This is a genomic window from Saccharopolyspora taberi (assembly GCF_039534165.1).
Classification (GTDB): Bacteria; Actinomycetota; Actinomycetes; order Mycobacteriales; family Pseudonocardiaceae; genus Saccharopolyspora_D; species Saccharopolyspora_D taberi.
On sequence record NZ_BAAAUX010000024.1, the window covers coordinates 38,233 to 60,320 of the forward strand.

24 protein-coding genes, 1 tRNA gene and 1 pseudogene are annotated in these 22,088 nt (G+C 67.0%); 13 read left to right on the top strand and 13 right to left on the bottom strand.

Going from position 1 to position 22,088, the window contains the following annotated elements:
* From ABD691_RS27410 to ABD691_RS27435, 6 genes are all read right to left on the bottom strand, one after another.
* A partial coding sequence (locus ABD691_RS27410; RefSeq protein ID WP_344684557.1) for a hypothetical protein occupies positions 1–245 on the bottom strand: 245 nt, incomplete at its 3' end.
* Positions 242–412 carry a hypothetical protein gene (locus tag ABD691_RS27415; RefSeq protein WP_344684558.1) on the bottom strand — a complete coding sequence of 57 codons (171 nt, stop codon included), beginning with the start codon at positions 410–412 and terminating at the stop codon, positions 242–244. The genes ABD691_RS27410 and ABD691_RS27415, both read right to left, overlap by 4 nt.
* A gap of 887 nt (positions 413–1,299) precedes the next feature.
* Positions 1,300–1,373 (bottom strand) — tRNA-Leu (locus tag ABD691_RS27420).
* Between the two features lie 138 nt (positions 1,374–1,511).
* Positions 1,512–2,660 carry an ATP-grasp domain-containing protein gene (locus ABD691_RS27425; RefSeq protein WP_344684560.1) on the bottom strand — a complete coding sequence of 383 codons (1,149 nt, stop codon included), beginning with the start codon at positions 2,658–2,660 and terminating at the stop codon, positions 1,512–1,514.
* A 317-nt stretch (positions 2,661–2,977) separates the two neighbouring features.
* The gene (locus tag ABD691_RS27430) at positions 2,978–4,300 is read right to left on the bottom strand and encodes an NAD(P)/FAD-dependent oxidoreductase (protein ID WP_344684562.1); all 1,323 of its coding nucleotides are present in this window, start codon (positions 4,298–4,300) and stop codon (positions 2,978–2,980) included.
* Positions 4,301–4,570: 270 nt separating this feature from the next.
* Positions 4,571–5,356, bottom strand: coding sequence for an AraC family transcriptional regulator (locus ABD691_RS27435; RefSeq protein ID WP_344684564.1), 786 nt, complete (start codon positions 5,354–5,356; stop codon positions 4,571–4,573).
* 35 nt (positions 5,357–5,391) lie between these two features.
* Here ABD691_RS27435 and ABD691_RS27440 point away from each other — a divergent pair, with 35 nt between their 5' ends.
* Entirely contained in the window at positions 5,392–5,829 is a 438-nt protein-coding gene (locus tag ABD691_RS27440; RefSeq protein WP_344684566.1) for a DUF3224 domain-containing protein, read from the top strand.
* Positions 5,830–5,831: 2 nt separating this feature from the next.
* Here the strand turns inward: ABD691_RS27440 and ABD691_RS27445 are convergent, their stop codons facing one another.
* Both ABD691_RS27445 and ABD691_RS27450 read right to left on the bottom strand, forming a co-directional pair.
* The gene (locus ABD691_RS27445; protein ID WP_344684568.1) at positions 5,832–6,014 is read right to left on the bottom strand and encodes a DUF1737 domain-containing protein; all 183 of its coding nucleotides are present in this window, start codon (positions 6,012–6,014) and stop codon (positions 5,832–5,834) included.
* A 10-nt stretch (positions 6,015–6,024) separates the two neighbouring features.
* Positions 6,025–6,372, bottom strand: coding sequence for an ArsR/SmtB family transcription factor (locus tag ABD691_RS27450; RefSeq protein WP_344684569.1), 348 nt, complete (start codon positions 6,370–6,372; stop codon positions 6,025–6,027).
* 76 nt (positions 6,373–6,448) lie between these two features.
* Here ABD691_RS27450 and ABD691_RS27455 point away from each other — a divergent pair, with 76 nt between their 5' ends.
* The 3 genes from ABD691_RS27455 (at position 6,449) to ABD691_RS27465 (ending at position 8,726) form a co-directional block, all read left to right on the top strand.
* On the top strand, positions 6,449–7,705 hold the full coding sequence (locus ABD691_RS27455) for an MFS transporter (RefSeq protein ID WP_344684571.1): 1,257 nt from the start codon (positions 6,449–6,451) through the stop codon (positions 7,703–7,705).
* An 89-nt stretch (positions 7,706–7,794) separates the two neighbouring features.
* On the top strand, positions 7,795–8,133 hold the full coding sequence (locus ABD691_RS27460; RefSeq protein ID WP_344684573.1) for a VOC family protein: 339 nt from the start codon (positions 7,795–7,797) through the stop codon (positions 8,131–8,133).
* A 65-nt stretch (positions 8,134–8,198) separates the two neighbouring features.
* Complete coding sequence (locus ABD691_RS27465) at positions 8,199–8,726, top strand: DinB family protein (RefSeq protein WP_344684575.1); 528 nt, start codon at positions 8,199–8,201, stop codon at positions 8,724–8,726.
* Positions 8,727–8,954: 228 nt separating this feature from the next.
* Here the strand turns inward: ABD691_RS27465 and ABD691_RS27475 are convergent, their stop codons facing one another.
* The 3 genes from ABD691_RS27475 to ABD691_RS27485 all read right to left on the bottom strand — a co-directional run bounded on the left by ABD691_RS27475 (position 8,955) and on the right by ABD691_RS27485 (position 11,573).
* Entirely contained in the window at positions 8,955–9,770 is an 816-nt protein-coding gene (locus ABD691_RS27475; protein WP_425565171.1) for a uracil-DNA glycosylase, read from the bottom strand.
* Positions 9,771–9,803: 33 nt separating this feature from the next.
* Positions 9,804–10,592 (bottom strand): non-homologous end joining protein Ku, encoded by a 789-nt coding sequence (gene ku / locus ABD691_RS27480; protein WP_344684577.1) that lies wholly within the window; start codon positions 10,590–10,592, stop codon positions 9,804–9,806.
* A gap of 87 nt (positions 10,593–10,679) precedes the next feature.
* Positions 10,680–11,573 carry a hypothetical protein gene (locus ABD691_RS27485; protein WP_344684579.1) on the bottom strand — a complete coding sequence of 298 codons (894 nt, stop codon included), beginning with the start codon at positions 11,571–11,573 and terminating at the stop codon, positions 10,680–10,682.
* Between the two features lie 609 nt (positions 11,574–12,182).
* On the opposite strand from ABD691_RS27485, the gene cutA reads away from it, so the two are divergent.
* The gene (gene cutA / locus ABD691_RS27490; RefSeq protein WP_344684581.1) at positions 12,183–12,503 is read left to right on the top strand and encodes a divalent-cation tolerance protein CutA; all 321 of its coding nucleotides are present in this window, start codon (positions 12,183–12,185) and stop codon (positions 12,501–12,503) included.
* On the opposite strand, the gene ABD691_RS27495 is transcribed toward cutA, so the two are convergent.
* Positions 12,491–13,948, bottom strand: a complete 1,458-nt coding sequence (locus ABD691_RS27495) for an NsdA family TPR-like regulatory protein (protein ID WP_486374896.1) — start codon at positions 13,946–13,948, stop codon at positions 12,491–12,493. The two genes, cutA and ABD691_RS27495, sit on opposite strands and share 13 nt — an antisense overlap.
* A 246-nt stretch (positions 13,949–14,194) precedes the next feature.
* Between ABD691_RS27495 and ABD691_RS27500 the strand changes: the two genes are divergently transcribed.
* The 8 genes and pseudogenes from ABD691_RS27500 (at position 14,195) to fxlM (ending at position 21,656) form a co-directional block, all read left to right on the top strand.
* Complete coding sequence (locus ABD691_RS27500; protein ID WP_344684583.1) at positions 14,195–14,431, top strand: hypothetical protein; 237 nt, start codon at positions 14,195–14,197, stop codon at positions 14,429–14,431.
* A 377-nt stretch (positions 14,432–14,808) separates the two neighbouring features.
* Positions 14,809–15,039, top strand: coding sequence for a hypothetical protein (locus tag ABD691_RS27505; protein WP_344684585.1), 231 nt, complete (start codon positions 14,809–14,811; stop codon positions 15,037–15,039).
* 172 nt (positions 15,040–15,211) lie between these two features.
* Positions 15,212–15,595, top strand: coding sequence for a hypothetical protein (locus ABD691_RS27510; RefSeq protein WP_344684587.1), 384 nt, complete (start codon positions 15,212–15,214; stop codon positions 15,593–15,595).
* Positions 15,592–15,924, top strand: a pseudogene (locus tag ABD691_RS27515) (RNA polymerase-binding protein RbpA); the annotation flags it as partial. The gene ABD691_RS27510 and the pseudogene ABD691_RS27515, both read left to right, overlap by 4 nt.
* 165 nt (positions 15,925–16,089) lie before the next feature.
* Positions 16,090–16,257, top strand: a complete 168-nt coding sequence (locus ABD691_RS33800) for an FxLD family lanthipeptide (protein ID WP_425565172.1) — start codon at positions 16,090–16,092, stop codon at positions 16,255–16,257.
* A gap of 58 nt (positions 16,258–16,315) precedes the next feature.
* Positions 16,316–19,291, top strand: a complete 2,976-nt coding sequence (locus ABD691_RS27520; protein WP_344684589.1) for a lantibiotic dehydratase — start codon at positions 16,316–16,318, stop codon at positions 19,289–19,291.
* Positions 19,288–20,406 (top strand): lanthionine synthetase C family protein, encoded by a 1,119-nt coding sequence (locus ABD691_RS27525; protein ID WP_344684591.1) that lies wholly within the window; start codon positions 19,288–19,290, stop codon positions 20,404–20,406. The genes ABD691_RS27520 and ABD691_RS27525 overlap by 4 nt, the downstream gene beginning before the upstream one ends.
* Complete coding sequence (gene fxlM, locus ABD691_RS27530; RefSeq protein WP_344684593.1) at positions 20,403–21,656, top strand: methyltransferase, FxLD system; 1,254 nt, start codon at positions 20,403–20,405, stop codon at positions 21,654–21,656. Before ABD691_RS27525 ends, fxlM begins: the two co-directional genes overlap by 4 nt.
* 106 nt (positions 21,657–21,762) lie before the next feature.
* Here fxlM and ABD691_RS27535 read toward each other — a convergent pair whose 3' ends face one another.
* A complete protein-coding gene (locus ABD691_RS27535) occupies positions 21,763–22,011 on the bottom strand; it encodes a hypothetical protein (protein ID WP_344684595.1) in 249 nt (82 codons plus the stop codon).
* Between the last annotated feature and the right edge of the window lie 77 nt (positions 22,012–22,088).

The window sequence follows — 22,088 nt, forward strand, 5'->3', positions numbered from 1 at the left end:
AGATCATCAAGTTGGCTTCCCTTGCGGGGCAACGTGTCTCTTCTGAACAGGTCCGCCACGGACGCCCTGGCCAGCGCGTTGCGGGGAGAGCGCCGTGCCCAGCGACGTGCCAGTTCCTGATAGCTCAGCCCTCTCCATTCACGTGCCATGCGCAGCACGGTCATGTATTCGGATTCGCTGATCACGTTCTGGATGTACCGAGCCAAGATCTCCGGAGTGTGCGATGAGCGCGGCATCGTGATCACCGCCCCACCGTGCGCAGGCCCGTGAGCAGTGCGAGCACCGCCATCACGGCGAGGTGTGGGTCATGCCCCAGCACCATGAGCACGGCGACGAACAACATGGCCGCGAGCAGCATGACGACGGGAACGCGCGGCTTCGTGGACGGACGTGGGGACGGGGTCTGGGGCACAGGGTCACCTCGAAGACATCGGCCTGGGCGAGCGCGGGAACTGGTGTTGCCGCTCATCCTGGGACGCGTGCTTCGCGGCGTTGCGCGGTGTTCGTTGCAGCGAGCCCGCACCATGAAGGACGTCACCCACGGGATGAGCGCCCGGCGGTGATAAACGATCACCGCCGGTTACTGATCAATGATGGCGTTCCCTGCGGGCGAAGGAAAGCCGCTCCCCGTCCGGACACGTCCGGGCTGGCCGTGAGCTGCTCTTTTTGCGCGTCCGGATGTGTCCGGTAAGTACTGACCACCGCCCTGCAGACCTGGTCTGCTGTCGAGGCGGAACTCCTGCGAAGCCTTGGCCTGGGCGAGCGCGGGAATCCCAGGGGGCGGTGCCTGTTGCAGCAGGCACCGCCCCCTCCAACGAGACTTGAGTCGCTCGCCGTCCTCGGCCACGGCCTCGGTGTCCGGGGCGTCGAGTTCCGTCTCGGCGTGCCGGATCTGCGGCTCGGCCACGCCGACAGCCGAATCCTCTCTTCGTCGGTGAGCGCGCGAACCTTCCTCGCCCCACCCTCGACCGGACTTACCTCTCGAACCGGATTGTGGTCGGGCAGCCCATGCCGGGCAGGGACCTGGAGCTTGGAGTCGACCGTCAGCCTCGCCTTGGAACCCTGCAGCTACTTGATCGCAGCCTGCAACCGCTTAACGGCCTTCTTCTCCGTCACGTCGCGCCGCTCGATGGGGCGGGTCTTGCCGTGATACGCACGGAACCGGGGTGCCGATCTGGAGAGGTGGTCGAGGCATCTCCAGCTCCTGCCGAGAACCGAAACCGACGGGTAAACGGTGGATACCTCCACCGTACGCAAGTCCCGGAAAGGTCCAGGCAGGCTCTGACCTGGGATGATGAGTGCCCCCGGTCGGGTTCGAACCGACACTTGGACGATTTTAAGTCGTCTGCCTCTGCCGATTGGGCTACGGGGGCCTGGTGTTCAGCGGCCGTCCCGCGGTCGCGGTCCGGTCGTCTCGGGTGGGACGCAATGACTCTGCACCCGGTTCCCCGGGAACGGAAAGCCCCGATCAGAGCATTGACGACCCGGCGGTGGCGCGCCGGTTCCTCCTCTCACCAGCGCTCCCGGCGAGCCCCGGCCACCTCGGCGAGCTGTTCGAAGCGGCGGCGGACCCAGCCGTGCACCTCGTCGCTCACCTCGGTGCTCTCCGCGCGGTGCTCGAACCAGCGCCAGTCGCAGTTGACGTTGACCTCCAGGAAGACCGGTTCGCCGTCGATGACCAGCAGGTCGAAGGCGGCCACCTGGAGCCGCCAGTGGCGGCACAGCGCGAGCAGCTTCGACGCCAGGTCCGGATCGACGTCCACCCGGCGCACGGCGACCGCCTCGGGGTCCACCCACAACTGCGCCGGATCGAGCTTCTCCACCCGGAAGGGGATCACTCGGTCGTCGACCACGAACACCCGAAGCTCGTGCTCGGCGTCGAGGTACTGCTGCACCAGCACCGGCGCCGGCTCCAGCACGCCGTCGGTGCGGCGGATGTCGAGCGGGCGCGGGAACAGGCCGCGCAGCGCGCCGGGCTCGGGCTCCAGCAGGTGGTGCCCGGCGGTCTTGACGATGCAGCGGCCGCCGCCCGGCCGGGCGCGGCCGGGCATGGTGGTCACCGCGGTGCGGGGCACCCGCAGGCCGAAGGCCGTCGCGTCGTGCAGCTGGGTCAGCCGGTCCAGGTGCGCGCTGGAGCGCACCGGGTTGACCTGCTCCCAGTCCGAGCGGCAGGCCAGCCAGTTCGCCACCGCCTGCCACTGCTCGCGCACGTAGGCGCCGTGCACCGTGGTCGGGTCGACCGGCAGCGCGGTGATGTCGAAGTGGCGGCGCCACACCAGCACCGGCCGCAGCAGCCACCGCTGGAACTCCAGCAGCGGCGCGTCGGTGTAGACGGTCAGGCCGAGGTCCAGGCAGCGGTCGGCGTCGATCCGCACCATCCGGATGTCGTGCTCGGCCAGCGCCAGCGACAGCTCGTTCATCTCCATGTCGGCCGCGCGGGCCAGCACCAGCACGCACGGCGCCGGGTCGCCCGGGGTCTCCGCCACGAGGTCCGCGCGGTACATCCGGTCCTGGAAGTCCAGGGCGGTGTCCGGCGACCGGAAGAAGTAGTCCTGCCCCTGCAGCAGCAGCGGGGTGGGGCGCACGCCCCTGGCCGAAGACGCGGCAGCGGGACCGAACGGATGTGCGAGGTCCGAAGGCCGCCCTTCGGCGTCGCTCATGGTCAGTCGTCCTTCTTGCGGAAGACGCGCGCCGCTTCGCGGTAGTCGGCGGCGAAGTCCGCCAGCGGGCCGTCCTCGATCTCTCCGCTGCGCACCAGTGCGGCGAGTTCCTTCAGCGTCAAGGGATTCACCCCTTCCCCCTGAGTGAGCCATCCTTTTAGGTGAAGACAACATCAAGTCTTCGATTACCCACTACAGATTGTCAAGGATAACCGTGGTCCTCCGTCCCCTGCACGGAGCAACCACGATCCTAGGCCGGACATGACAACGCCGCGTGCCCGAACCGGCACGCGGCGTCGCGACTCACAGCACCCGGGTCAGCTCGCGGCGGCGCGCTCGAAGTCCGCCTTCGGGTTCTGGATCTGGCCCATCGAGACCGCCTCGCGCTTGAACATGAACGCCAGCGTCCAGTCGATGATGATGCGCAGCTTGCGGTTGAACGTGGGCATCCGGCTCACGTGGTACGAGCGGTGCATGAACCACGCGACGAAGCCCTTGGCCTTGAAGCCGTAGACGTCGGCGACGCCCTTGTACAGGCCCAGACCCGCGACCGAGCCCGCGTAGGCGTGCCGGTACTCCTGGGTCTTCTTGCCCCGCAGGCTGGCCAGCAGGTTCCTGGCGAGCTGGTTGGCCTGGCGGACGGCGTGCTGCGCGGACGGCGCGCAGGTGGCCTTCGGGTCTTCGTCGGCCTTGGACAGGTCCGGCACCGCCGAGCAGTCGCCGGCGGCCCACACGCCCGGCAGGCCCTCGACCTGCAGGTGCGCGGTGGCGCGGACCCGGCCGCGCTCGTCAAGCGGCAGGTCGCTGCTCTTGAGCACCGGGTTGGCCTTCACGCCCGCGTTCCACACCAGGGTGTCGGTGTCGAACTCGGTGCCGTCGGAGAGCACGGCGTGCCCGCCCTCGACCGACTTCAGGAAGGTGTTCAGGTAGACCTGGATGCCCCGCTCCTCCAGCGCCTTGACGACGTAGACGCCCATCTTCTCGCTGACCTCGGGCATCACGCGGCCCGCGGCCTCGACGAGGACCCAGCGCATGTCCTCGGGGGAGATCGTCTCGTAGTAGCGGGAGGCGTACCTGGCCATGTCCTCGAGCTCGGCGAGGGCCTCGGCCCCGGCGAAGCCGCCACCGACGAAGGTGAAGGTGAGCAGCCGCTTGCGCAGCTCCTCGTCGTCGGTGTTGGCCGCGGCGTCCATCTTCGCCAGCACGTGGTTGCGCAGGTAGATCGCTTCGCCGACGGTCTTGAGGCTGATGCCCTGCTCGGCGAGCCCGGGGATCGGCAGCAGGCGCGAGACCGATCCGAGCGCGACGACGAGCACGTCGTAGGAGAGGTTTTCGGTTCCGGTCTGCGGGTTCTGGACCGTGACGACCTTGTCACCGTGGTTGATCTCGGTGACCGCAGCGGTGATCACATGGCACCGCTTCAACACTCGTCGCAGTGGCGCTACCACGTGCCGGGGTTCCACGGAACCGGCGGCAGCTTCCGGGAGGAAGGGCTGGTAGGTCATGTGCGGCTGAGGGTCGACGACGGTGACGGATGCCTCGCGGCGGCCCAGCTTCTTCTGGAGCTGAAGCGCCGTGTACATGCCGACGTAACCGCCGCCGAGGATGAGAATCCGGGTGGGTTCGGATTGACCAGCCATGCCGCAATGGTCGCACCACGGGCAGCATCAGCGCTGCGCAGACCCCCCCTAATGTGATGCCGGTCGCGAGTGTCGTCGATCACTGTCGACGCAGGGTGTGCGCTTGGCAGCGCTGCGTGCTTGGGCTGCGTTGGGGGGCGGGATTCGACCGGCACCCGCGATCTCGGCCACTCTACCGAAATTCCGGCGAGCGCGTCGCCCCCGTTGTGATGTTCCGCTCCGGACCGCAAGGACCGAAGGTCCTGCCATACGTCCCGCAGGTCCCGGATATCAGCCATTTCCGGCGCGGCGCCGGTACTCCGACGGCGGTGCGCCGACGATCTGGGCGAACACCCGGGTCAGGTGCGCCTGGTCGCTGAATCCCAGCCGCTGCGCCAGATCCGCCCACTCGACCGGCTCGCCCGCGTGGGCCGCGGCCGTGGCGTCCAGGATCCGGGATCGCTGCACCACCCACTTCGGACCGATGCCCACGTACTCGGCGAACAGCCGCTGGAGGCTGCGCAGTCCGAGTCCCGCGTGCCGGGCGAGCTGGTCGGCGCGCACGATGTCGGGCCGCTGCGCGACTTCCCCGACCAGTCCGGTCACCAGCGTCGCCGTCGCGTCGGGTTCCGGCGCGACGCGCAGCAGGTATTCCTCCAGCGCGGCAACCGGATCGTCACCGCGCGCCGCGGACCGGTCGTCGATGCCGAGGACTTCCCGCCCGGTCCGGACAGTTCCCGAGACGGTGCTGACGCTCGCCCGCAGCAGCGGCCGGAATCCGCCCGCGTGGAAGGCGGCTCCGAGCACCTGCCCCGTGCCGGTCAGGGTCCGGAAGAACGGTTCGCGGGAGACGCCGTGCACCAGCAACCTGCCGCCCTCTCCCGCGATGTGCACGCGGGGCTGGGGAACGACCTGCTGGCGATGCGGTTCCCGGAGGTTCCAGCGGGTCAGCCAGTAGTAGTCGACGAAGTCGGCCAGTTCGGCGCGGGGCGCGATGCGCTCGACGTCGAGCAGCGGCGCGGCGGGGCGCACGATCGCTTCGGGACGCCCCCGGGGCGGGTTGTCGCGTTTGTTCAAGACCGCCGCCGAGCCGCGCAATAGCGTCGGCCGCCATGAGCTACTCGCACAGGGCGACCTGCCGGTTCACCGTCGCGGCGTGGTCGGAGGACGTGATCACCGACGTCGACGGGGAGGGCATCACCGCCGGCGGCGCGTACTACCCGAACCGGGGCGTGACCCGCGCGGAGGTCCGCTACTCCTACACCGGCGACATCGAGGGCACGAGCACGCTGGTCTACCTCATCTCGTACAAGCCCGACGCCGCGCCGGTGCTCGGGTTCGAGCGCTTCGAGGGGACCATCGGCGGTCACGCCGGGAGCTGCGTGTTCCAGCACATCGGCAGCCAGGACAAGGGATCGGTGGCCGCGCGCGTCGAGGTGGTTCCCGGCCTGGGCACCGGCGCGTTGGCGAACCTGCGCGGTGAGGCGGAGCTTTCCGTCGCCGGGCACAGCGACAACGGCTACGAGCTGGTCCTGGCCTACGAGATCTGATCTCACCGGCTCGGCCACACGACCGCCTGCGCCACGATCACGGTGGTCCCGTTGAAGGTGGCGGCCGGTGATCCGTGCAGCTGGTAGCCGGCGTCGAGCGCGTCGCTGATGCGCCGGCAGAAGTTCTCGTCGTCGGGTCCGGTCAGCAGCCGGTACCTCGGCTGCCCCTCTGGTGGCTGGCTCATGGCCCCAGTATCACGACCACTCCGCGATCACCTCGCGCCCGTGGGCGATCGCGAGGTCGAGCAGTCCGGGGAACCGGTCGTCGAGGTCGTCCCGGCGGAGCTGGTTGAGCCGCCGGGTGCCCTCGTCCCGCTGCCGGATCACCCCGGCCTCCCGGAGGGTCCGGAAGTGCCCGCTCTGCGTCGACTTGCTGACGGGCAGGGCGAACGTCGTGCACGCCAGCTCGCCGCCGGGGCCGGCCTCGGCGAGCCGGGCGACGATCGCCAGGCGCACCGGATCGCTCAGCGCCGCCGTGACGTCGGTGAAGCGCAGCTCGTTCCGGGCCGGGTGGACGAGTTCCGTCGCGGTGCGGCTTGCCATGGAGCCATCCTAGCCGAGCATGTTCGGCGATTCCGAACATCTGCTATGTTCGCAAAATCCGAACATAGGAGGATCCATGGCGCCCGATGGCCGCTGGAAGTTCTGGGGCTGCGCGTACGCGCTCGTCGTCCTGCTGACCGGCACGAACCTGCCGACGCCGCTGTACCAGGACTACGAGCGGACTTTCGGCTTCTCGCCGCTGGTCGTGACGTTGGTCTTCGCCGCGTACGTGGCGGCGCTGATCCCTTCCCTGCTGATCGCCGGACCGCTGTCGGACGCCGTGGGGCGCCGCCCGGTGCTGCTGCCCGCTGTCGGCCTGGCCGCGCTGGGCGCGTTGGCGTTCGCGATGGCGGCGGGGACCGGGTGGCTGTTCGTCGCGCGGATCCTCCAAGGCATGGCGCTCGGAGCCGCTTCGGGCGCTCTGACTTCTGCACTGACCGAACTCGAACCATCGGGCAACGGCCGCAAAGCCGCTCTGGTGTCCACAGTGGCCTCCGTCGGCGGGCTCGGCCTCGGGCCGCTGCTGGGCGGAGCCCTCGTCGAGTACGCCCCTGCCCCGCACGTGCTGCCGTTCGCCGTGGAAATCGCGTTGCTCGTCCCGGCGGTGGTGGTGATCGCAGCGCTGCCGCGGGGACGAGCGACCGCGCGCTGGCGACCGCGTCGTCCGCAAATCCCCGCAGCCATGCGGAGTTCGTTCACCACGAGCGGGATCATCGGATTCCTCGCCTTCGCGGTGATCGGGGTGTTCCTCGCCCTGATCCCCGCCTACGTGGCGATGCTGGCGGGCAGCGGCAACCTGCTGCTGGGCGGCGGTGCCGTCGCGCTGATGCTGGCCTGCTCCGCGCTGGCGCAGGTCTTCGGGTACGGGCAGCCGGCACGACGTCTTCAGCTCATCGGCCTGGGGCTGCTGGCCGCCGGGCTGGTACTTCTCGCTCTCGCGGGCGGGACGTCCGCACCCGCACTGCTGCTGGCGGCGATCGTGATCGCCGGAACGGGCCAGGGACTCGCGTTCCTGGGCGGACTCACCACGGTCAACCAGGCCGCGCCCGCCGATCGCCGCGCCGACGTGCTGTCGAGCTTCTACGTCGTGATCTACCTGGGCGTCGGACTGCCCGTGATCGGCGTCGGCTTCCTCGCGGCCTCGGTCGGCCTGCTTACCGCCGTGCGGTACTTCGCGGTCGCGGTTGCGGTGCTGTGCCTGGCGGTCCTCGCCAGGAAGCTTTGCTGGCGTTCGCCTAGGCCATGCGGGCCTTCGCGATCGTCGCTCGGTGACGTTCCGCCCAGGCCGTCAATCCGGCGAAGGACTCGTGCAGTTCTCACGCGACATCGGTGAGCGCGTACTCGACCTTCGGCGGAACGTCGGGTAGACGGTCCGGGTCAGCAGCGTTGGAGAAGCGCTTCGATTTGAGGAGCCACTAGAGCATGTACACCGTTGATTTCGTCGAGTTCCCATCGAAAACGGCCTCCGCCTCGGGCCGGTTCTTCACCGAGGCGTTCGGCTGGACCGCGACGCCTTACGGTCCCGACTACGCCGACGTGGCCGGTCCGGGAATCAACCTCGGGTTCCAGGCCGATCCGGAAGAGCAGCCATCGGCGCCCCTGGTGACGATCCGCACGGACGACCTCGAACAAGCGCGGCGGGACGTGGAGGACGCGGGGGGCGTCGTCACGGTCGAGCCGTTCACGTTCCCCGGTGGCCGGCGCTTCCACTTCCGGGAGCCCGGCGGCTGCGAGCTGGCCGTGTGGTGCTCGGCGGAGTAACGCGCGGACACTTCCGAGCCACTTCCGCCCGGTCCGCTGACAGTGGTCCCGGTTACGTTCCCCGCATGGCGACTACCCCTGCGCCTCTCGGCGAACTCGGTGTCCCACCCGCAACAGCGCGGGATCCGCGCGACCTGCTGGTGGGCTACCTCGACTGGTACCGCGACCGGCTCCTCCTCAAGACCTCCGGGCTCTCGGAGGCGCAGCTGACGACCCCGGTGGAACCGCTGGGCTGGTCGCCGCTGGGACTCGTCAGGCACATGACCATGGTCGAACGGCGGTGGATCCGGTGGGGGTTCGCGGCCGAGGACGTGCTCCCCCACCTGCCCGGCGGCGACGAGTCGGGTTGGGGGCCGATCACGGAGTCCGCGACCGCGGCCCTGGCTACCTACCGCGACGAGGTCGAACGCTCGCGAGCGCTGGTCGCCGAAGCGGCGCTCGACGACCAGGCGAGCATCGGCGGCCGGTTCCACGACCCGGAGCAGGCCCCATCGCTGGGGAGGATCCTGTTCCACCTCCTCCAGGAGTACGCGCGCCACGTGGGACAGCTCGACGTGGCGCGGGAGCTCATCGACGGCACGACCGGCGAGTGAGCCTGCTCAGTCCGCCCCTCGCCGATCCACGTCATTGCGCGCTCTTCCGCCACGACACTCCGCCGGAGCTGGCGTCCGAGGCGCTTGAGGCGTACCGGACTGCTCCCGGCATGAGCTGAGCGCACCTACGGGAGTTCCGCAAGCTCCTTCGCCCGCTCCAGGACGTCGCGCAGCATCTCCGGCGTCAGCTTTCCGGTGAAGGTGTTCTGCTGGCAGAAGTGAACGGATTTACGGAATCCTCGCCGCCACCTTCGCTCGCTGAAGAACATCCCGCAACATCGCAGGTGAGAGCAGTCCTGTTTGGACGTTTCTCTGGCAGAAGNNNGCCACCTTCGCTCGCTGAAGAACATCCCGCAACATCGCAGGTGAGAGCAGTCCTGTTTGGACGTTTCTCTGGCTTACGTGGTAGTTGCCGAACAGGGTCAGCGGTGGGCCGTCATCTTTCGCGCATAGCTCGACGATCGCACCATGTCCGAACTTGGGCCGCGGGCGAGGGATGGCCCATCCGGCAACATCGAGCACGGGGAGCAACGCCGACCACCCGAAGGCTCCGAGCACGACGACGGCTCGGAGCGTCGGCCGGAGCAGTTGGAACTCACGGGTCAGCCAGGGCGCGCATTCATCCCGTTCAGCCGGGGTCGGCTTATTCCCGGGCGGTGCGCAGCGAACAGGTGCGGTGATCCACACGCCGTTCAGACGCATACCGTCATTCCGGTTCGTGGCCTTCGGCTGGGAAGCCAGCCCCACCTCGTAGAGGGCGGCGAACAGTACGTCCCCAGAGGGATCTCCCGTGAAAATTCGACCCGTACGATTTCCGCCATGAGCCGCGGGAGCGAGCCCAACAATTGCGAGCGCGGCATCTTCGGAGCCAAATCCAGGAACGGGCTTGGCCCAGTATTCCTGGTTACGAAATGCTGCCCGTTTGGTGCGCGCCACTTCCTCCCTCCACGCAACAAGCCGCGGACAGGCCCGACACGAAACCACCATGTCGTGCAATTCCGGAAGCGTGCTCGCTGTAGGAGAGATTTCGACTGGGCGTTTCATCAGGTCCTTCCGCGTTGGTTTACTTGGCATCGGCTAGCTATCGGTCAATTTATGAGTGCTCGCTTTCACCTGCGAGATCGAGGCGTTTAGTGCATCTATGAGGTCGATGGAGGGCGGCGCTGAGGGCGCTTCTTCGAGTTCGCGGCCGGTGAGCTTGGCGTCGACAAGGCTTTCCAGGGCTTCCCGGTACCGGTCGCGGTAGTCCTCGGGGTGGTAGTGGCCGGTTAGCGAGTCGATCAGTGTGCGGGCCATCTGCTTCTCTTCTGGCCGCGCAGTTACTCCAGGTGGCGGGGCCAGAGGTGAGGGGTCGCGAATCGACTCCGGCCAGTGGAGGAGTTGGAGCACGAGCAGGTTCGCGTCAGGTCGCAGCATCGCGAGATGTTCGCGCTGGCGGATCGCTACCCGAGTGAGGGCGATCCGGTCAGTCTCGGCCATCGTGTCGCGGAGAAGGACGTAAGCGCGTTCGGCTCCCAGTACTGGGTGAGGCTCGACGTAATAGGCGCGGCCGAGGTGTACCGGCGCGATCTCCTTGGCCGCGACGAACTGGAGCACTTCGATCTGCCGGTGGGTGGGCAGCGGGAGGTGGTCCAAGTCCTCGTCGGTGAGCGGGACGAGGAGGCCCCCCGCTTCGTAGGCCCGGTCAATCTGGCTTAGGTCAACCTCCCGGCCGTCCTGTTCACAGACGCGCTTGTGGCGTATCCGGCCGCCGTCGTCGCGGTGGATCTGCCGGAAGGTCGCTGTCTCTCCAGATACAGCGGGGTGGAGCCGGACAGCGATGTTGACCAGCCCGAATGAGATGGCTCCCTGCCAAACGGATGCCATGTAGCCATCATCGCTCCGAGTGGGTGCCGTGGCGAAGGGATGCCCCGGCCGCGGTGGGGCCGGGGCGTGGTCAGCGGCATGTTGGGTCTATGTGGTCTGCCTGCTGGCGGGCTTCGCTGGCGTGTCCTCCTCTGCGACTCCACGCTCCGCCTTGTACTTCCGAAGCACCTCGCGGGCATGGGACTTCAGGCCGGATGCCTCGGCAACCTCGGTTGCCTTGATGGTTCCGAGGTCCCGGTTGTGGACCGTCACCTGCTTGTCGAGCCACCGTCGAGCCTTCTCGGTTGCCGTCAGCTTGGCGTCATCTTGGGCGTCGGTGAGGACTGGGAGGTGTGATGGTCCCTCGTCTGCGTTCGCCGGAAGCGTCAGTCGGGCGGGCGTGCGCGGCGGGAGGACCGTCACCACGATCTGAGGCGGTGTCGGTGGCTGCGATGTGCCGTCGTTCGTGTGGGGCCGGGGTGTCCTTTCGGCGACGGCGGACGTGACCGTCCGGCGACGGTCGCGGATGTGCTGGCGGATTCGGTAGCGCTCGTGGACCAGGTACGCGGCGACGCCCGCGACGGATAAGACGCCGAAGGCGACGGCGGTCGGCGACGGCGTCAGGTCGCGCGAGTGGTTCCAGTAGTTGGTCCCGGCCGCGTATAACGCGAACAGCCAGGTCACCGACAGCGCGAGTCGACCGCGCTGGTTGCGTCGCCTGGCGCGTGACCACAGGCGGGCCATGCTGTAGGAGAGGGTTTCCACGCCGACTGCGTAGAGCACCTGGCCGACGAAGCCGTACTTGAGGACGTCGGCCGCGAAGCCCATCTGCCCGGAGAAGGCAATGCCTGCGGCGGCGAGGATCGGCAGGTGCGCTTCAACCGTCGCCGTGGCGTCGCTGAAGCGTCGGCCGAGCGTCGGAGCGGTGCCGGCGGGCCGTCGCTGCTGCGTCGGGCGCGTGAGGGTGGACCGTCGCGGCAACGACGGGGCTAGGGTGGTCATTGGCACTGGTTCCTTCCAGGGTGTCGGTGCCGTCGCCCCGTTCGGGATGGCCGTCCCGGACGGGGCTCCTTTTCGGTTCTGCTTACCGGCCTCGGTACCGCGGTCCTTGGCGTCGCGGTAGTCGTCGTAGGCAGATGGGCTCGTTGCTGATCATCGCCGGGGCTCCTTGAGGTCAGTTCGGGTACCGCGTCCTGGTGGCGTCCAGTTGTCGATCGTCGTTGACCACCACCAAGGGGTTCGTTCGTCGTAGCGGCCGTCTGCTGGCGGAGCTTGTCCGCGTGAGACGTAGGAGCGCCAGGTACTAGCGGCAATCCCAAGTCGTTCGGCGACCTGGGCATTGGTCAACTTCTCTGCCACAAGGGCGAACCTTACAGCGCTAGCGCTGTAAGGTCAACGCAAAGAATGACCCCGCGGTGGTCGGCCACGAGGACTTCCCCTCCTCGGACCGGCCGCGGGGCCGGTGCGTGCGTTCGGGACACGCAGCGACAAGACTAGAACATAGTTTCGATCGAGCAAAATCAGGGCGTGGACCCGCCCCCGGACTTTCCGAGAGCGGGGGCCATTTGCCGTTCACTGGGTGATCACCGTCCGGGCAGTACGCTGGCCGACATGGCTGACTACGTGCAGGTTGTGACCACGACGGACTCGGAAGACAAAGCGGCCACCCTGGCGAGGAGCATCGTGGAGGGGCGCCTTGGGGCGTGCGTGCAGGTCGTCCCGATCCGCAGCTTCTACGTATGGGAGGGCGCGGCGCAGGACGACCCAGAATGGCAGTTGCAGATCAAGACCGCTGAGGGCCGCACTGACGCGCTAATCGAGCACATCAAGGCCAACCACGACTACGACGTGCCCGAAGTGATCGTCACTCCGATCACGGGTGGGAACGAGGCGTACCTGAAGTGGGTGGACGAGGAAACTCAAGCCTCCTGATGCTTGGTTGACAAGCCCGAGGTGATGCGCTGCCGCAGGTTACTGGTAACGCCGCGACCGGGCACCTGCGGCAGCTTCTCGGTCAGCTCCCACAACCGGTCTTGCGCCAGGCTGGCCTCGTAGCGGACGGCCAGTGGAAGGGCCTGGGATGCGAGCGCGTCGGCCCGGTCGTAGTCGGCTTTCGTCGCTGCGGAGAGTGCCAAGTCCGATACCACCAACGCGCGGACCTTGGTTTCCGACGGGGACAAGGACTTCAGCAGGGAACCCGCGAGGCTGTCAGTGTCGCGGTGCCCCAAGCGGCCGTAGGAAGACACAGCGAGGCTGCCCAGCCGGGAAGCGCCGAAGAAACTGGTCCATGAGCGCTCGTGATGGGGCCGAGCGTAGTCGTAGGCGGTGAACGCCCGCTCAAGCGCGCGTTCGACGGTCGCGAGTTCCCCGATGCGGGCGGCTTCCTCCGCTTGCCGGGCGGCGACCCACGCCTGTGTTGTAGGTGCGGACCCGCGGACATGTTCGCCAGCTCTAGCCAGGACTTCCACTGCCTCGTCCGACTTGTCTTGCGAGGCGAGCAGGTATGACCAGTAGTTGAGAGTGCAAGCGATCAGCGGCCCATCCCCGGCTTCCTCGGCCATCTTCAGGGCCTCTTTGTACCGCTTTAGGGCTTCGCGAGGCTTGGAAAGGTCGAACTCCAGCCACCCGGCGAGTGCTTCGGTCTCGCCAACCGCTGACAGCAGCCGTCGCCGGTCCTGTTCGTTCGAGGTGACGGCCAGCAAGTCCCGCAGGGTTACCCCGTGCTCGATGAGTGACGCCAGGATGGTCCGGGACGGAGTGGTCTCCTCCAGGTGGAAGAACTCGGTAGTGCGGTCCTGCATGAGGTCGATAGTTCGCGCGTCCGGGGCAAGGCCGTGCTCGATCGTGTCGGCCAGCCGCTGCCACGGTGCGGCGCTCATGATGGCGGCGCTTGCCAGCTTGAGGACGTCCCGGCGGTACACGTCGTCATCTCCTCGGTCGTCGTGCTTATACGGCGCGAGGTTAGGTGGCGGGCCGCTTGTTGGCGATGCATCTGATGCATCGTCGGCGGCCTGGAACCACAGAACCGACTGAGGCACGTTGAGCAACCGTGCCCATTGCCTGAGCTTGGCGAGGTCGGTGGGCGGCCGGTCCCGTTCGATGCGGCTTACCTGGCTTTGCCCGATACCCAGCCACTCGGACATCGCAGCTTGGTTGATCGGTGGAGCGAACGCGAAGCGGTACAAACGGACGATACGACCAAAGTGCTGTTCGGCGATAGCTGCCCGGACGTCCTCGCGTTCCCAGAAGCCGTCCGGTGGTGGGGGCGGTTGCTCGCCTTCCCTGGTTTGGGCACGGCGGATGCAAGGGCTGCACCGGGTTCCGCGGTGGTCGCGAGCGAGGCGGCAGCCGCAGTCAGCGCACTTCTTTATCCCCATATGCGCTTCACTCCGTAGCGTTGCGATCGCTCGCAGTGTATCCGACCAATATCACGAACAAGCTGCGTTTATGGATGCGATGCATATTGCCTGTATACGGCTATGCGTTCGAGCAATTCGCTTCTGCGTCAACGCAGTCCAGAGTCTCAGGCAGCAGCCGAAGAAGTCACCGCTCCATCGCTGGCTCGGCTGCTGGCGACATCGCCGCCAGCGACGGGTTGGACAAGAGCGACGGCGGTGAAAGCTATGGCATTGCATCTCGTTCTGGCCTTCGTGGCCTGGGCGCTGATCTTTGGGCCGATGTTCCTGCTGTGGTGCCTGCGCAGCCGGCCGCAGGGCCACGTCGACGCCGCCATGCCGCGACGGGATTCCGGCCTCCTGGCGCGCGGCGGTGCGGGGCGACCGGTTGACGGCGGAGCACAGGGAGTGCTCACCGGTCGCCCCTCCGGACCACCGAAGCCGAGGGTGCGGGTGGTCCCGTGACCTCCCGGCTCGGTCCCAAGGTCGTCTGGTGGGTCGTCGATCAGGAGTCCGACCAGAGGCACGCGACTCTCACGGACCCGAGGGCATTACCGGATGGCGCGAAGGTCCCGCGGCTATGTGGCGGCCAGATCGCTCACGCCAAGCCCGGCTCCCGCACGCACCCTGGCGCATTGGGCATCGAAACCTTCTGCGGCAGTTGCGTCGCACAGTCCACTGGCCATTGCTACGGCCACAACCGCCAGGACCACTTCTATTACTGACCCCCGGTCCGGCGTGGAGACCCCCGACCTCGACGCCGGACTGGGTTCCACACCGGCTTGGTCGGTGCGGTGTCCCCCGACGCACCGACCAGGCCCCTGTCTCCAAAGGAGCTAGTCATGCACTGGATTGAGGTCCCGGCCGAGGACGGGCGCGGCAACCGGAAAGCACTGCGGTTTGCCACCACCGAGCGAGGGATCAAGGTCCTCGCACCTGCCGCAGACGTAACCCACGTCGTCGGCGTGCACGTCAAAGCGCTCGTGGAACTGGTGAACCGCCTGGGCGGCGAGGCGGCCGATGTCTCCGAAGCAACAGCCGGTCACTTACGAACTGGGGAAGGAAAGGAATGACTGAGGGCACATTACTGACTTCGATCCTCGTCATCGCTGTGGCTCTTATGTTCCTGCCGGTCGCTTGGGGATTCCTGTCCGCGTACGGAAAGCCTGGACGGGAGTTGATGAGGGGAAAATCGTGAGTTACCACCCACACCACCAGGTACGAACACTGGTCAAGCTGGTCTGGGTGGCCAGCAACAAGGAAAGCAACATCCACCTCGCGGAACAAGACCGTTACGGGGCGGGAACGAACGCTCGGCACGCGATGTGCGGCCACACCGTCCGCCAGATTCGCGGCGAGTGGCTGGGCAAGAAGGCACCGGACCTTCTTGGCTACCGAGTGTGCGAGAACTGCCTCATCGCGCGTGACCGCAACCGTGGGTTGGTAACAATGAAGACCGCCGAAGCGGCCGGACGGCAGTCGGCAGACCGGGACACGCAGGTGTTGCCGAAGGTCCACGGCCCTGACTCGGCCCCCGCTGACGCTCCGACCTCACCCCTGATCCCGTGGCCGACAACCGACCCGGACTCCCAACCCGATCCGCCAAGTGCTCTGGCGGAGGCCGCATGAGCAAGTTGGTCGGCTCGCGTGGTTACGGAATCAGCCTTGAAACATTCGGCGACTACGAGCAAGCACCGCGCCAGGAGGTGTTCTACACCTGCCCGAAGGGACACAGGTTCGAGGTCCCGTTCGCGGCGGACGCCGAGTGCCCGCCGACGTGGGAGTGCCGCCTGCATGGCACGGAGTCGGAGATCGTCGACGGGTCTGAACAGAAGCAGGTAAGGGCGAAGCCGCCGCGCACGCATTGGGACATGCTGCGCGAACGCCGCACCGACGACGAACTCAAGCAAACCCTTCTCGATGTTCTCGTTGAGCGTCGGCGTTGGACCCGCGCGGCTGCCGCGCAGACCCTCAAGATCACCGAACCGGCGTATCGACGCAAAGCCCAGCTCCGGGCCAAATCGGTCCGGTGAGTCGGCGGACTCTCATGCGACAGAAGATCCGCCGACCCAGTGAGGAAACGGCCAGCCTTGTGCTGGCGCGACACAAGAAGGAGGTGAACGATGACTGCTATTCTCAACGCCCCCGAGTCCAGTGTGGACACCGACTCGGACGTCTTCGATCTTGATGTTCAGGTCTTGACGGAGAAGGCGCGACCGCAGGAAACGGCCTGTCAAACCGATGATGGTTGCGGGTCCACCTGCCCGTCGGCCTGCGTCTCAGCGAGTTGATCAAGCTGGGGCCGGGCTCAATGCCCGGCCCCAGGCTCTACATGTCGGAGGTGCGGGGATGCCTGCCCCAGAGGACTACCAACATCACGGGACCGGCCTGCTGCGGGCGACAGCGGGAATCGCAGAACCTCATTGGTGGCCAAATCCCGCCGATGGGCACGAATGCCGCACGTGGCTGAGACAGGCTTGGTCCTTGCGCGGATTGGCGCCAGCCATCCGACACGCGAGCCCTGTGCTGGCAGCTCGCGTCGAGACGATCCTCTCCGGTGATCGCGTCCCAGCAAATGATGTTCAGCGCGCGACGCTCGCGGTGGTGCGCTACGCGCTCCGGGCCAGCGGCAGGGCTACGCCGTTCGGGATGTTCGCCGGGGTGAGTGCCGTATCGGTAGGTGAGACGACGAAGACACGGCTCGGCCAGCTTCACCAGCCGGTCGCACATGCGGACACCCGCTGGATTCATCAGGTCGTCGAACTCTGCGAGCAATCTCCGGACCTGTTGGCACGACTCGATGTCACGTTCAACGACGCGGCCGAGTTCCGCGGCGAGCGCGTGGAGCTGCCCGGCCCCGACAAGATCAGTATCCGTCGAACCAGTGCGGTCATGCTGCTGCGGGATGAGGCCACCTCTCCCGTCCAGGTTGGGGCCTTGGCCGACAAACTCGCTCAGGCATTTCCGGCCGCCGGAGATCCGCTGCGGATGCTCACGTCGTTGGTGCAGAACGGATTCCTGCTGACCTCACTGCGTGCTCCGTCCACAATCACCGATCCTCTGGGCTTCGTCCTGGACCGGCTGCGGGAAGTAGGTGCCGACAATCTGCCTGTCGCACCGCTGATACACGAGCTTGACCAGATCCACGAGGCGATCCGCGCGCACAACCATGCACCTCACGAGGATGCACGCACCGAGATCGCAGTTCGGATGCGGACCGTTGTGGACGCGGTGCGTGACCCGATCGCGGTCGATCTTCGGCTGGACGCCGATGTCCAGGTTCCTCGGCATGTGGCGCGCGAGATGGAGCGGGCGGCGAGCGTGCTCGCCAAGCTCGCCCGGCAGACAACTGGTGCCCGCGAGTGGCGTGAGTACTTCACCGCGTTTTGTGAGCGCTACGGACAGGGCACGCTCGTTCCTCTTCGGGTCGTTCTCGATCCCGATGCCGGGATTGGGGTGCCGCGTGGCTATCCCGGCAGTGGCCAGGCGAGCGGGCGCCGCGTGTTCTCGGAGCGGGACGAGCTGCTTTTTGCTTTCGCTTCGGGGGCAGCCGCACGCGGTGAGCGGGAGATCGAGTTGGATGAGGACACGGTTGAGAAGCTGGTTACGGCTGGTGGCGGCGGGTCGATCCCGCCGCATGTCGACGTCGGGGCGCGTATCCACGCCTCCAGTAAGGAGGCCCTCGACCGGGGCGAGTTCACCTTCACCGTGACGCCCGGCCGCGTTGCCGGGACACTGACCTCCCGATTCACCACGCTCGTACCCGAAGCCGGGCTCGACGCGATTTTCGCGAGCCTGCCCACCACGGCTGAGGGCGCGCTGCCGGTCCAACTGTCGTTTCCCCCGATCTACCCCAGCGCCGAGAATGTGTGCCGCGTACCCCAGTATTTGCCGAATGCCGTCTCGGTCGGCGAGCATGCGCCCACTGGCGCGGCGATCCGGGTGGACGACCTCGCCGTCACCGCGACGGACCATCACCTGCACCTCGTCAGTCTGTCCCGGCAATGCGTTGTTGAGCCGCTGGTCTTGCACGCCCTAGCCCCGAAGCAAATGCCGCCAATGGCGCGGATGGTCGGCGAATTGTCCCGAGCCCTCGGCGTCGACTGGATCGGCTTCGACTGGGGCGCGGCCGAGAAGCTGCCGTTCCGGCCGCGACTGCGGTACCGGAAAGCGGTCCTGTCATCAGCGAAATGGCGACTCGTCCTCGATGATCTACCAGCCAACGAGGCCGAGTGGGGCCAGGCACTCGATCACTGGCGCGCGGCGTGGCGATGCCCACGGCGGGTCGAGCTGCGGGACTTCGACCAACTGCTTCCGCTCGACCTCGACGAACCCTCCCACCGGGAGGTCCTGTACCGGCATCTTCGTCAGCACGGCGATGCCGTACTGCTGGAAGCCGTTGAACGCGACGCTGGCGGGTGGCTCGACGGCCAAGCGCACACCGTCGTTCTGCCGATGACCTCCACACGGGCACCAGTACCGGCGCCGAAGATCGCCGTGCTACCCATCGTGGACGATGAGCACGGACATCCCCCAGCCTCGGCCCGAGCGACGTGGCTGTACGCGAAGCTCTTCCTCTCCGCGGGGCGTATCGACGAACTGATCGTCAACCAGCTTCCTGCACTGCTGTCCAGCCTCGGCGACCGCGACTACTGGTTCGTCCGCTACCCCCAAGCACGCGAAGGCGAGGAAGCAGACCACCTCCGGCTGCGCATCCGCCTGGGCAACGACACCACGCAGGTGATCTCCACCGTCAGCGCGTGGGCTGACAAGCTCCGAGCTTCGAGGCTGATCGGTCGCTGGGCGTTCGACACCTATTTCCCGGAGACCGGGCGCTACACCGCGATCGAGGAAGCCGAACAAGTCTTCGCTGCCGACTCGCGACTGGTCCTCGCGCAGCTCACCCACCTACGCCTCGACGCTGCGCTTGGAACGGTCGTCACCGCGTTGTCCCTGTTCGACGTGGCCACCGCGTTTCTTGGTAGCCGCGACGCCGCCGATGACTGGCTCAACACCCAGGTGCCCCACGCGATTCCAGACCGAACTGCGGTCGACCAGGTGAAGCGATTGGCAGGCGGCGAGATGCAAGCAGAGCTTCCAGGGTGGGCTGCCGTTGCCGACAAACACCGCGCACGGGCCGATGCCGTGCACTGGTACCGCAGGGCGTTGCCCACAGGCGTGGACACCGACAAGATCCTCCACTCCTTGCTGCACATGCACCACAACCGCGCACTCGGCGTGGACCGGACGCGGGAAGCGGTATGTCTTCGGCTGGCCCGACAAGCAGCCGCGACATGGCGCGCGTACAGGAGGAATCGCGCATGAGCGCACAAGAAACCCGCGAACCCGTCCGGGGGCAGTCCTTGGCCGATGGAGCGGCGGGGACGACCTTGCTGCACCTTGAGTTCGGCAACGACTGCCGGGACTTGCTGAAGGCGATGGTCGCGGAGCCGGTGGAGGCCCATCCGGACGAGGCCACCCTCTTCGAGGGGGCTCCAGCGGTTGCCTTCACCCTGAGCGCGACGAGCCATTGGCGTGCCCTGACGACGCTCGACGAGCATGTCGACACGGTCACGCGAACACGACTCGCGGCAGCACACCGACGCATTGACCGCGGCGTACCACCCGCCAAGCGCGAGTTCGACCTGATCGCCGGGCTGACTGGACTCGGCGCTTATCTGCTCCACCGGCACCGCGGCGGCGACCTGTTGCGGGACGTGCTCGCATACCTCGTTCGCCTCACCGAACCACAGCCCGACGGTCTACCTGGGTGGTGGGCAGCAGACGCACCCGGCCGACAATCCCCGGACTGGCAAGGCGGGCACGGCAATCTCGGCATCGCGCACGGCATCGCCGGACCGCTCGCGCTGTTGTCGATCGCGATGCGTCGCGGCATCACTGTGGACGGTCAGGCCGAAGCGATGAACCGGATCTGCCAGTGGCTTGACCGCTGGCGCTGCGGCACAGCGCACCGCGCCTGGTGGCCTGGTGTGATCAGCCGATCCGAACACGAGGCGGGCGTTGTCCGCCAGCACGGTCCGCAACGCCCGTCCTGGTGCTACGGCACTCCCGGACTGGCCCGCGCCCAGCACATCGCCGGAATAGCGCTCAACGACGCGTCACGACAGCACTTCGCCCAACAGGTCCTGGCCTGGTGCGTTGCGGACGAGTCGCAACTCGCCCAGCTCAGGGATGTGTCGCTCTGCCACGGTTGGGCAGGACTGGTCCACACTGCCTGGCGTGTCGGCCAGGACGATGAACAGGTGCGCGCCCACATTCCACGGCTCCTTGATCGTCTCGCCGAAAGCCTGCGCCACCAACCACCGTCCAGCCACGGACTCTTGGAAGGCGAACCTGGGGTACGCCTAGCGCAACACGCCGCGACCACGAACACCCCGCCCGCCACGGGCTGGGATGCATGCCTACTCCTCGATAGTTGAACAGGAAGGAAGCCAACGACTTGATGGAAACCGACACCACCTCGCCCGACGCACTGCGCGCGAGCATGGTCGACAAAGTCCGCACTATGGGGCACGCATGGCGCAGCGAGGTCGAGCGTGTCCTCCGGCAAGTACCACGCCACGAGTTCGTTCCCGAGGCCGACCTTGAGACCGCCTACCACTCCTGGAAGGCGGTGATCACACACCGGTTCGAGGACGGCGCATCGCTATCCTGCGCTTCAGCTCCCTACGTCGTCGCGATGATGCTGGACCAGCTCGATGTCCAACCGGGCAACCGTGTATTGGAGATCGGCGCAGGGACCGGCTACAACGCGGCCCTGCTGTCCGAGTTGACCGGCGACGCCGAAAACGTGACCACGATCGACATCGACGCGGACGTGACCACGCAGGCATCCCGCGCATTGCAGACCACCGGCTACGGAGGCGTCCGCGTTGTCACCGGGGACGGGGCCGCCGGTGTTCCCGAGCACGCACCCTACGACCGCATCATCGCCACGGTCAGCCCCTGGGATATCCCCGAAGCCTGGTGGAACCAACTGGCCCCTGGTGGCCGAATCGTCCTGCCCTTGCGGTGGCGCGGGCAAGCCCGCAGTGTCGCCTTCAGCGAGCAGGAGGGTCGCCTGATCTCCGACTCTGTCGAACTGTGCGGATTCGTCTACCTGGTCGGTGACGACGAAGGCGAACGAAGTGCGCCGATCACCGAGGACGGCACGGTCGGCCTGCACTGGGACCGTGATCAAGCAGTGGACCCGAGCGTCCTGAAAGGTGTGTTTGACCAGCCTCGCATCACCGCCTGGTCCGGGGTCACCATCGCCGGGGATGAGTCCCACGACGGACTGTGGCTGCACATGACAGTGACCGACTCGCGCACATGCCGAGTCAACGCACAGTCCGACGTTTCCGCCGACGTGTGCGATCCGATCGCGCCGCTGCGTTCCCCCGCCCTGGTCGAGGGTGGGTCTCTGGCCTACCTCACATCCCGACGACAGGAAACCGAGAACGGGGCGCGCTGGGAACTGGGAGCAATAGGAAACGGACCCGCCGCCGAGGAACTGACCGAACGACTGTGCGACGAAATCCGAGCCTGGTCTTCAGCACGGGACAAACGACCAACGGTGATCGCCTATCCAGCCGACACGCCGGATAACGAACTTGCGGCGACGCCTATCGAAAAGGCCCACAGCAGGCTCGTGCTCACCTTTGACGACAAGTTGAGCACCGCGATGTAGCGCAACCGCGACAGCGATACATCAAGGCCCCAAACGGAAACGAGCCCCACCCGAGGCGCGTCTTGGGTGGGGCTCGTCCATGCCGGTGCGGGTGATCGTACTTGTGTCAGCGGTAGGACAGCACGAGCGCTGCGGCGGCGCTGTCTTTGGTGGGCCAGCCGAGGGAGCGCGGTGATCCTTCGGGTGGCCGCACTGGCTTGCCGTCTTTGCGTTCGGGCTCGTAGACCGTTGCGCCTGATCTTTCGACGCGGCGGACAGTGCCGAGGTATTCCTTGTGCTTGCTGTAGACCTCCCACACCGCTGTCAGGCTGAATCGGGCTCCGGGCAGGCGACCGCTGCTGTTGGACTGAGGCACGACTTCCCTCCTTGTTCAGAACGACGCGGCGAAGGTCTGAGGCTCCAGCCAAGGCGAGGATGGGAAGGCTTTCCTTA

What these genes read in the sequence shown, in the direction of transcription:
- ABD691_RS27425 (WP_344684560.1), bottom strand. Translation starts at nt 2,660, where the DNA reads ATGAGCGACGCCGAAGGGCGGCCTTCGGACCTCGCACATCCGTTCGGT.
- ABD691_RS27430 (WP_344684562.1), bottom strand. Translation starts at nt 4,300, where the DNA reads ATGGCTGGTCAATCCGAACCCACCCGGATTCTCATCCTCGGCGGCGGT.
- ABD691_RS27440 (WP_344684566.1), top strand. Translation starts at nt 5,392, where the DNA reads ATGAGCTACTCGCACAGGGCGACCTGCCGGTTCACCGTCGCGGCGTGG.
- ABD691_RS27445 (WP_344684568.1), bottom strand. Translation starts at nt 6,014, where the DNA reads ATGAGCCAGCCACCAGAGGGGCAGCCGAGGTACCGGCTGCTGACCGGA.
- ABD691_RS27450 (WP_344684569.1), bottom strand. Translation starts at nt 6,372, where the DNA reads ATGGCAAGCCGCACCGCGACGGAACTCGTCCACCCGGCCCGGAACGAG.
- ABD691_RS27455 (WP_344684571.1), top strand. Translation starts at nt 6,449, where the DNA reads ATGGCGCCCGATGGCCGCTGGAAGTTCTGGGGCTGCGCGTACGCGCTC.
- ABD691_RS27460 (WP_344684573.1), top strand. Translation starts at nt 7,795, where the DNA reads ATGTACACCGTTGATTTCGTCGAGTTCCCATCGAAAACGGCCTCCGCC.
- ABD691_RS27465 (WP_344684575.1), top strand. Translation starts at nt 8,199, where the DNA reads ATGGCGACTACCCCTGCGCCTCTCGGCGAACTCGGTGTCCCACCCGCA.
- ku (WP_344684577.1), bottom strand. Translation starts at nt 10,592, where the DNA reads ATGGCATCCGTTTGGCAGGGAGCCATCTCATTCGGGCTGGTCAACATC.
- ABD691_RS27485 (WP_344684579.1), bottom strand. Translation starts at nt 11,573, where the DNA reads ATGACCACCCTAGCCCCGTCGTTGCCGCGACGGTCCACCCTCACGCGC.
- cutA (WP_344684581.1), top strand. Translation starts at nt 12,183, where the DNA reads ATGGCTGACTACGTGCAGGTTGTGACCACGACGGACTCGGAAGACAAA.
- ABD691_RS27495 (WP_486374896.1), bottom strand. Translation starts at nt 13,948, where the DNA reads ATGGGGATAAAGAAGTGCGCTGACTGCGGCTGCCGCCTCGCTCGCGAC.
- ABD691_RS27500 (WP_344684583.1), top strand. Translation starts at nt 14,195, where the DNA reads ATGGCATTGCATCTCGTTCTGGCCTTCGTGGCCTGGGCGCTGATCTTT.
- ABD691_RS27505 (WP_344684585.1), top strand. Translation starts at nt 14,809, where the DNA reads ATGCACTGGATTGAGGTCCCGGCCGAGGACGGGCGCGGCAACCGGAAA.
- ABD691_RS33800 (WP_425565172.1), top strand. Translation starts at nt 16,090, where the DNA reads ATGACTGCTATTCTCAACGCCCCCGAGTCCAGTGTGGACACCGACTCG.
- ABD691_RS27520 (WP_344684589.1), top strand. Translation starts at nt 16,316, where the DNA reads ATGCCTGCCCCAGAGGACTACCAACATCACGGGACCGGCCTGCTGCGG.
- ABD691_RS27525 (WP_344684591.1), top strand. Translation starts at nt 19,288, where the DNA reads ATGAGCGCACAAGAAACCCGCGAACCCGTCCGGGGGCAGTCCTTGGCC.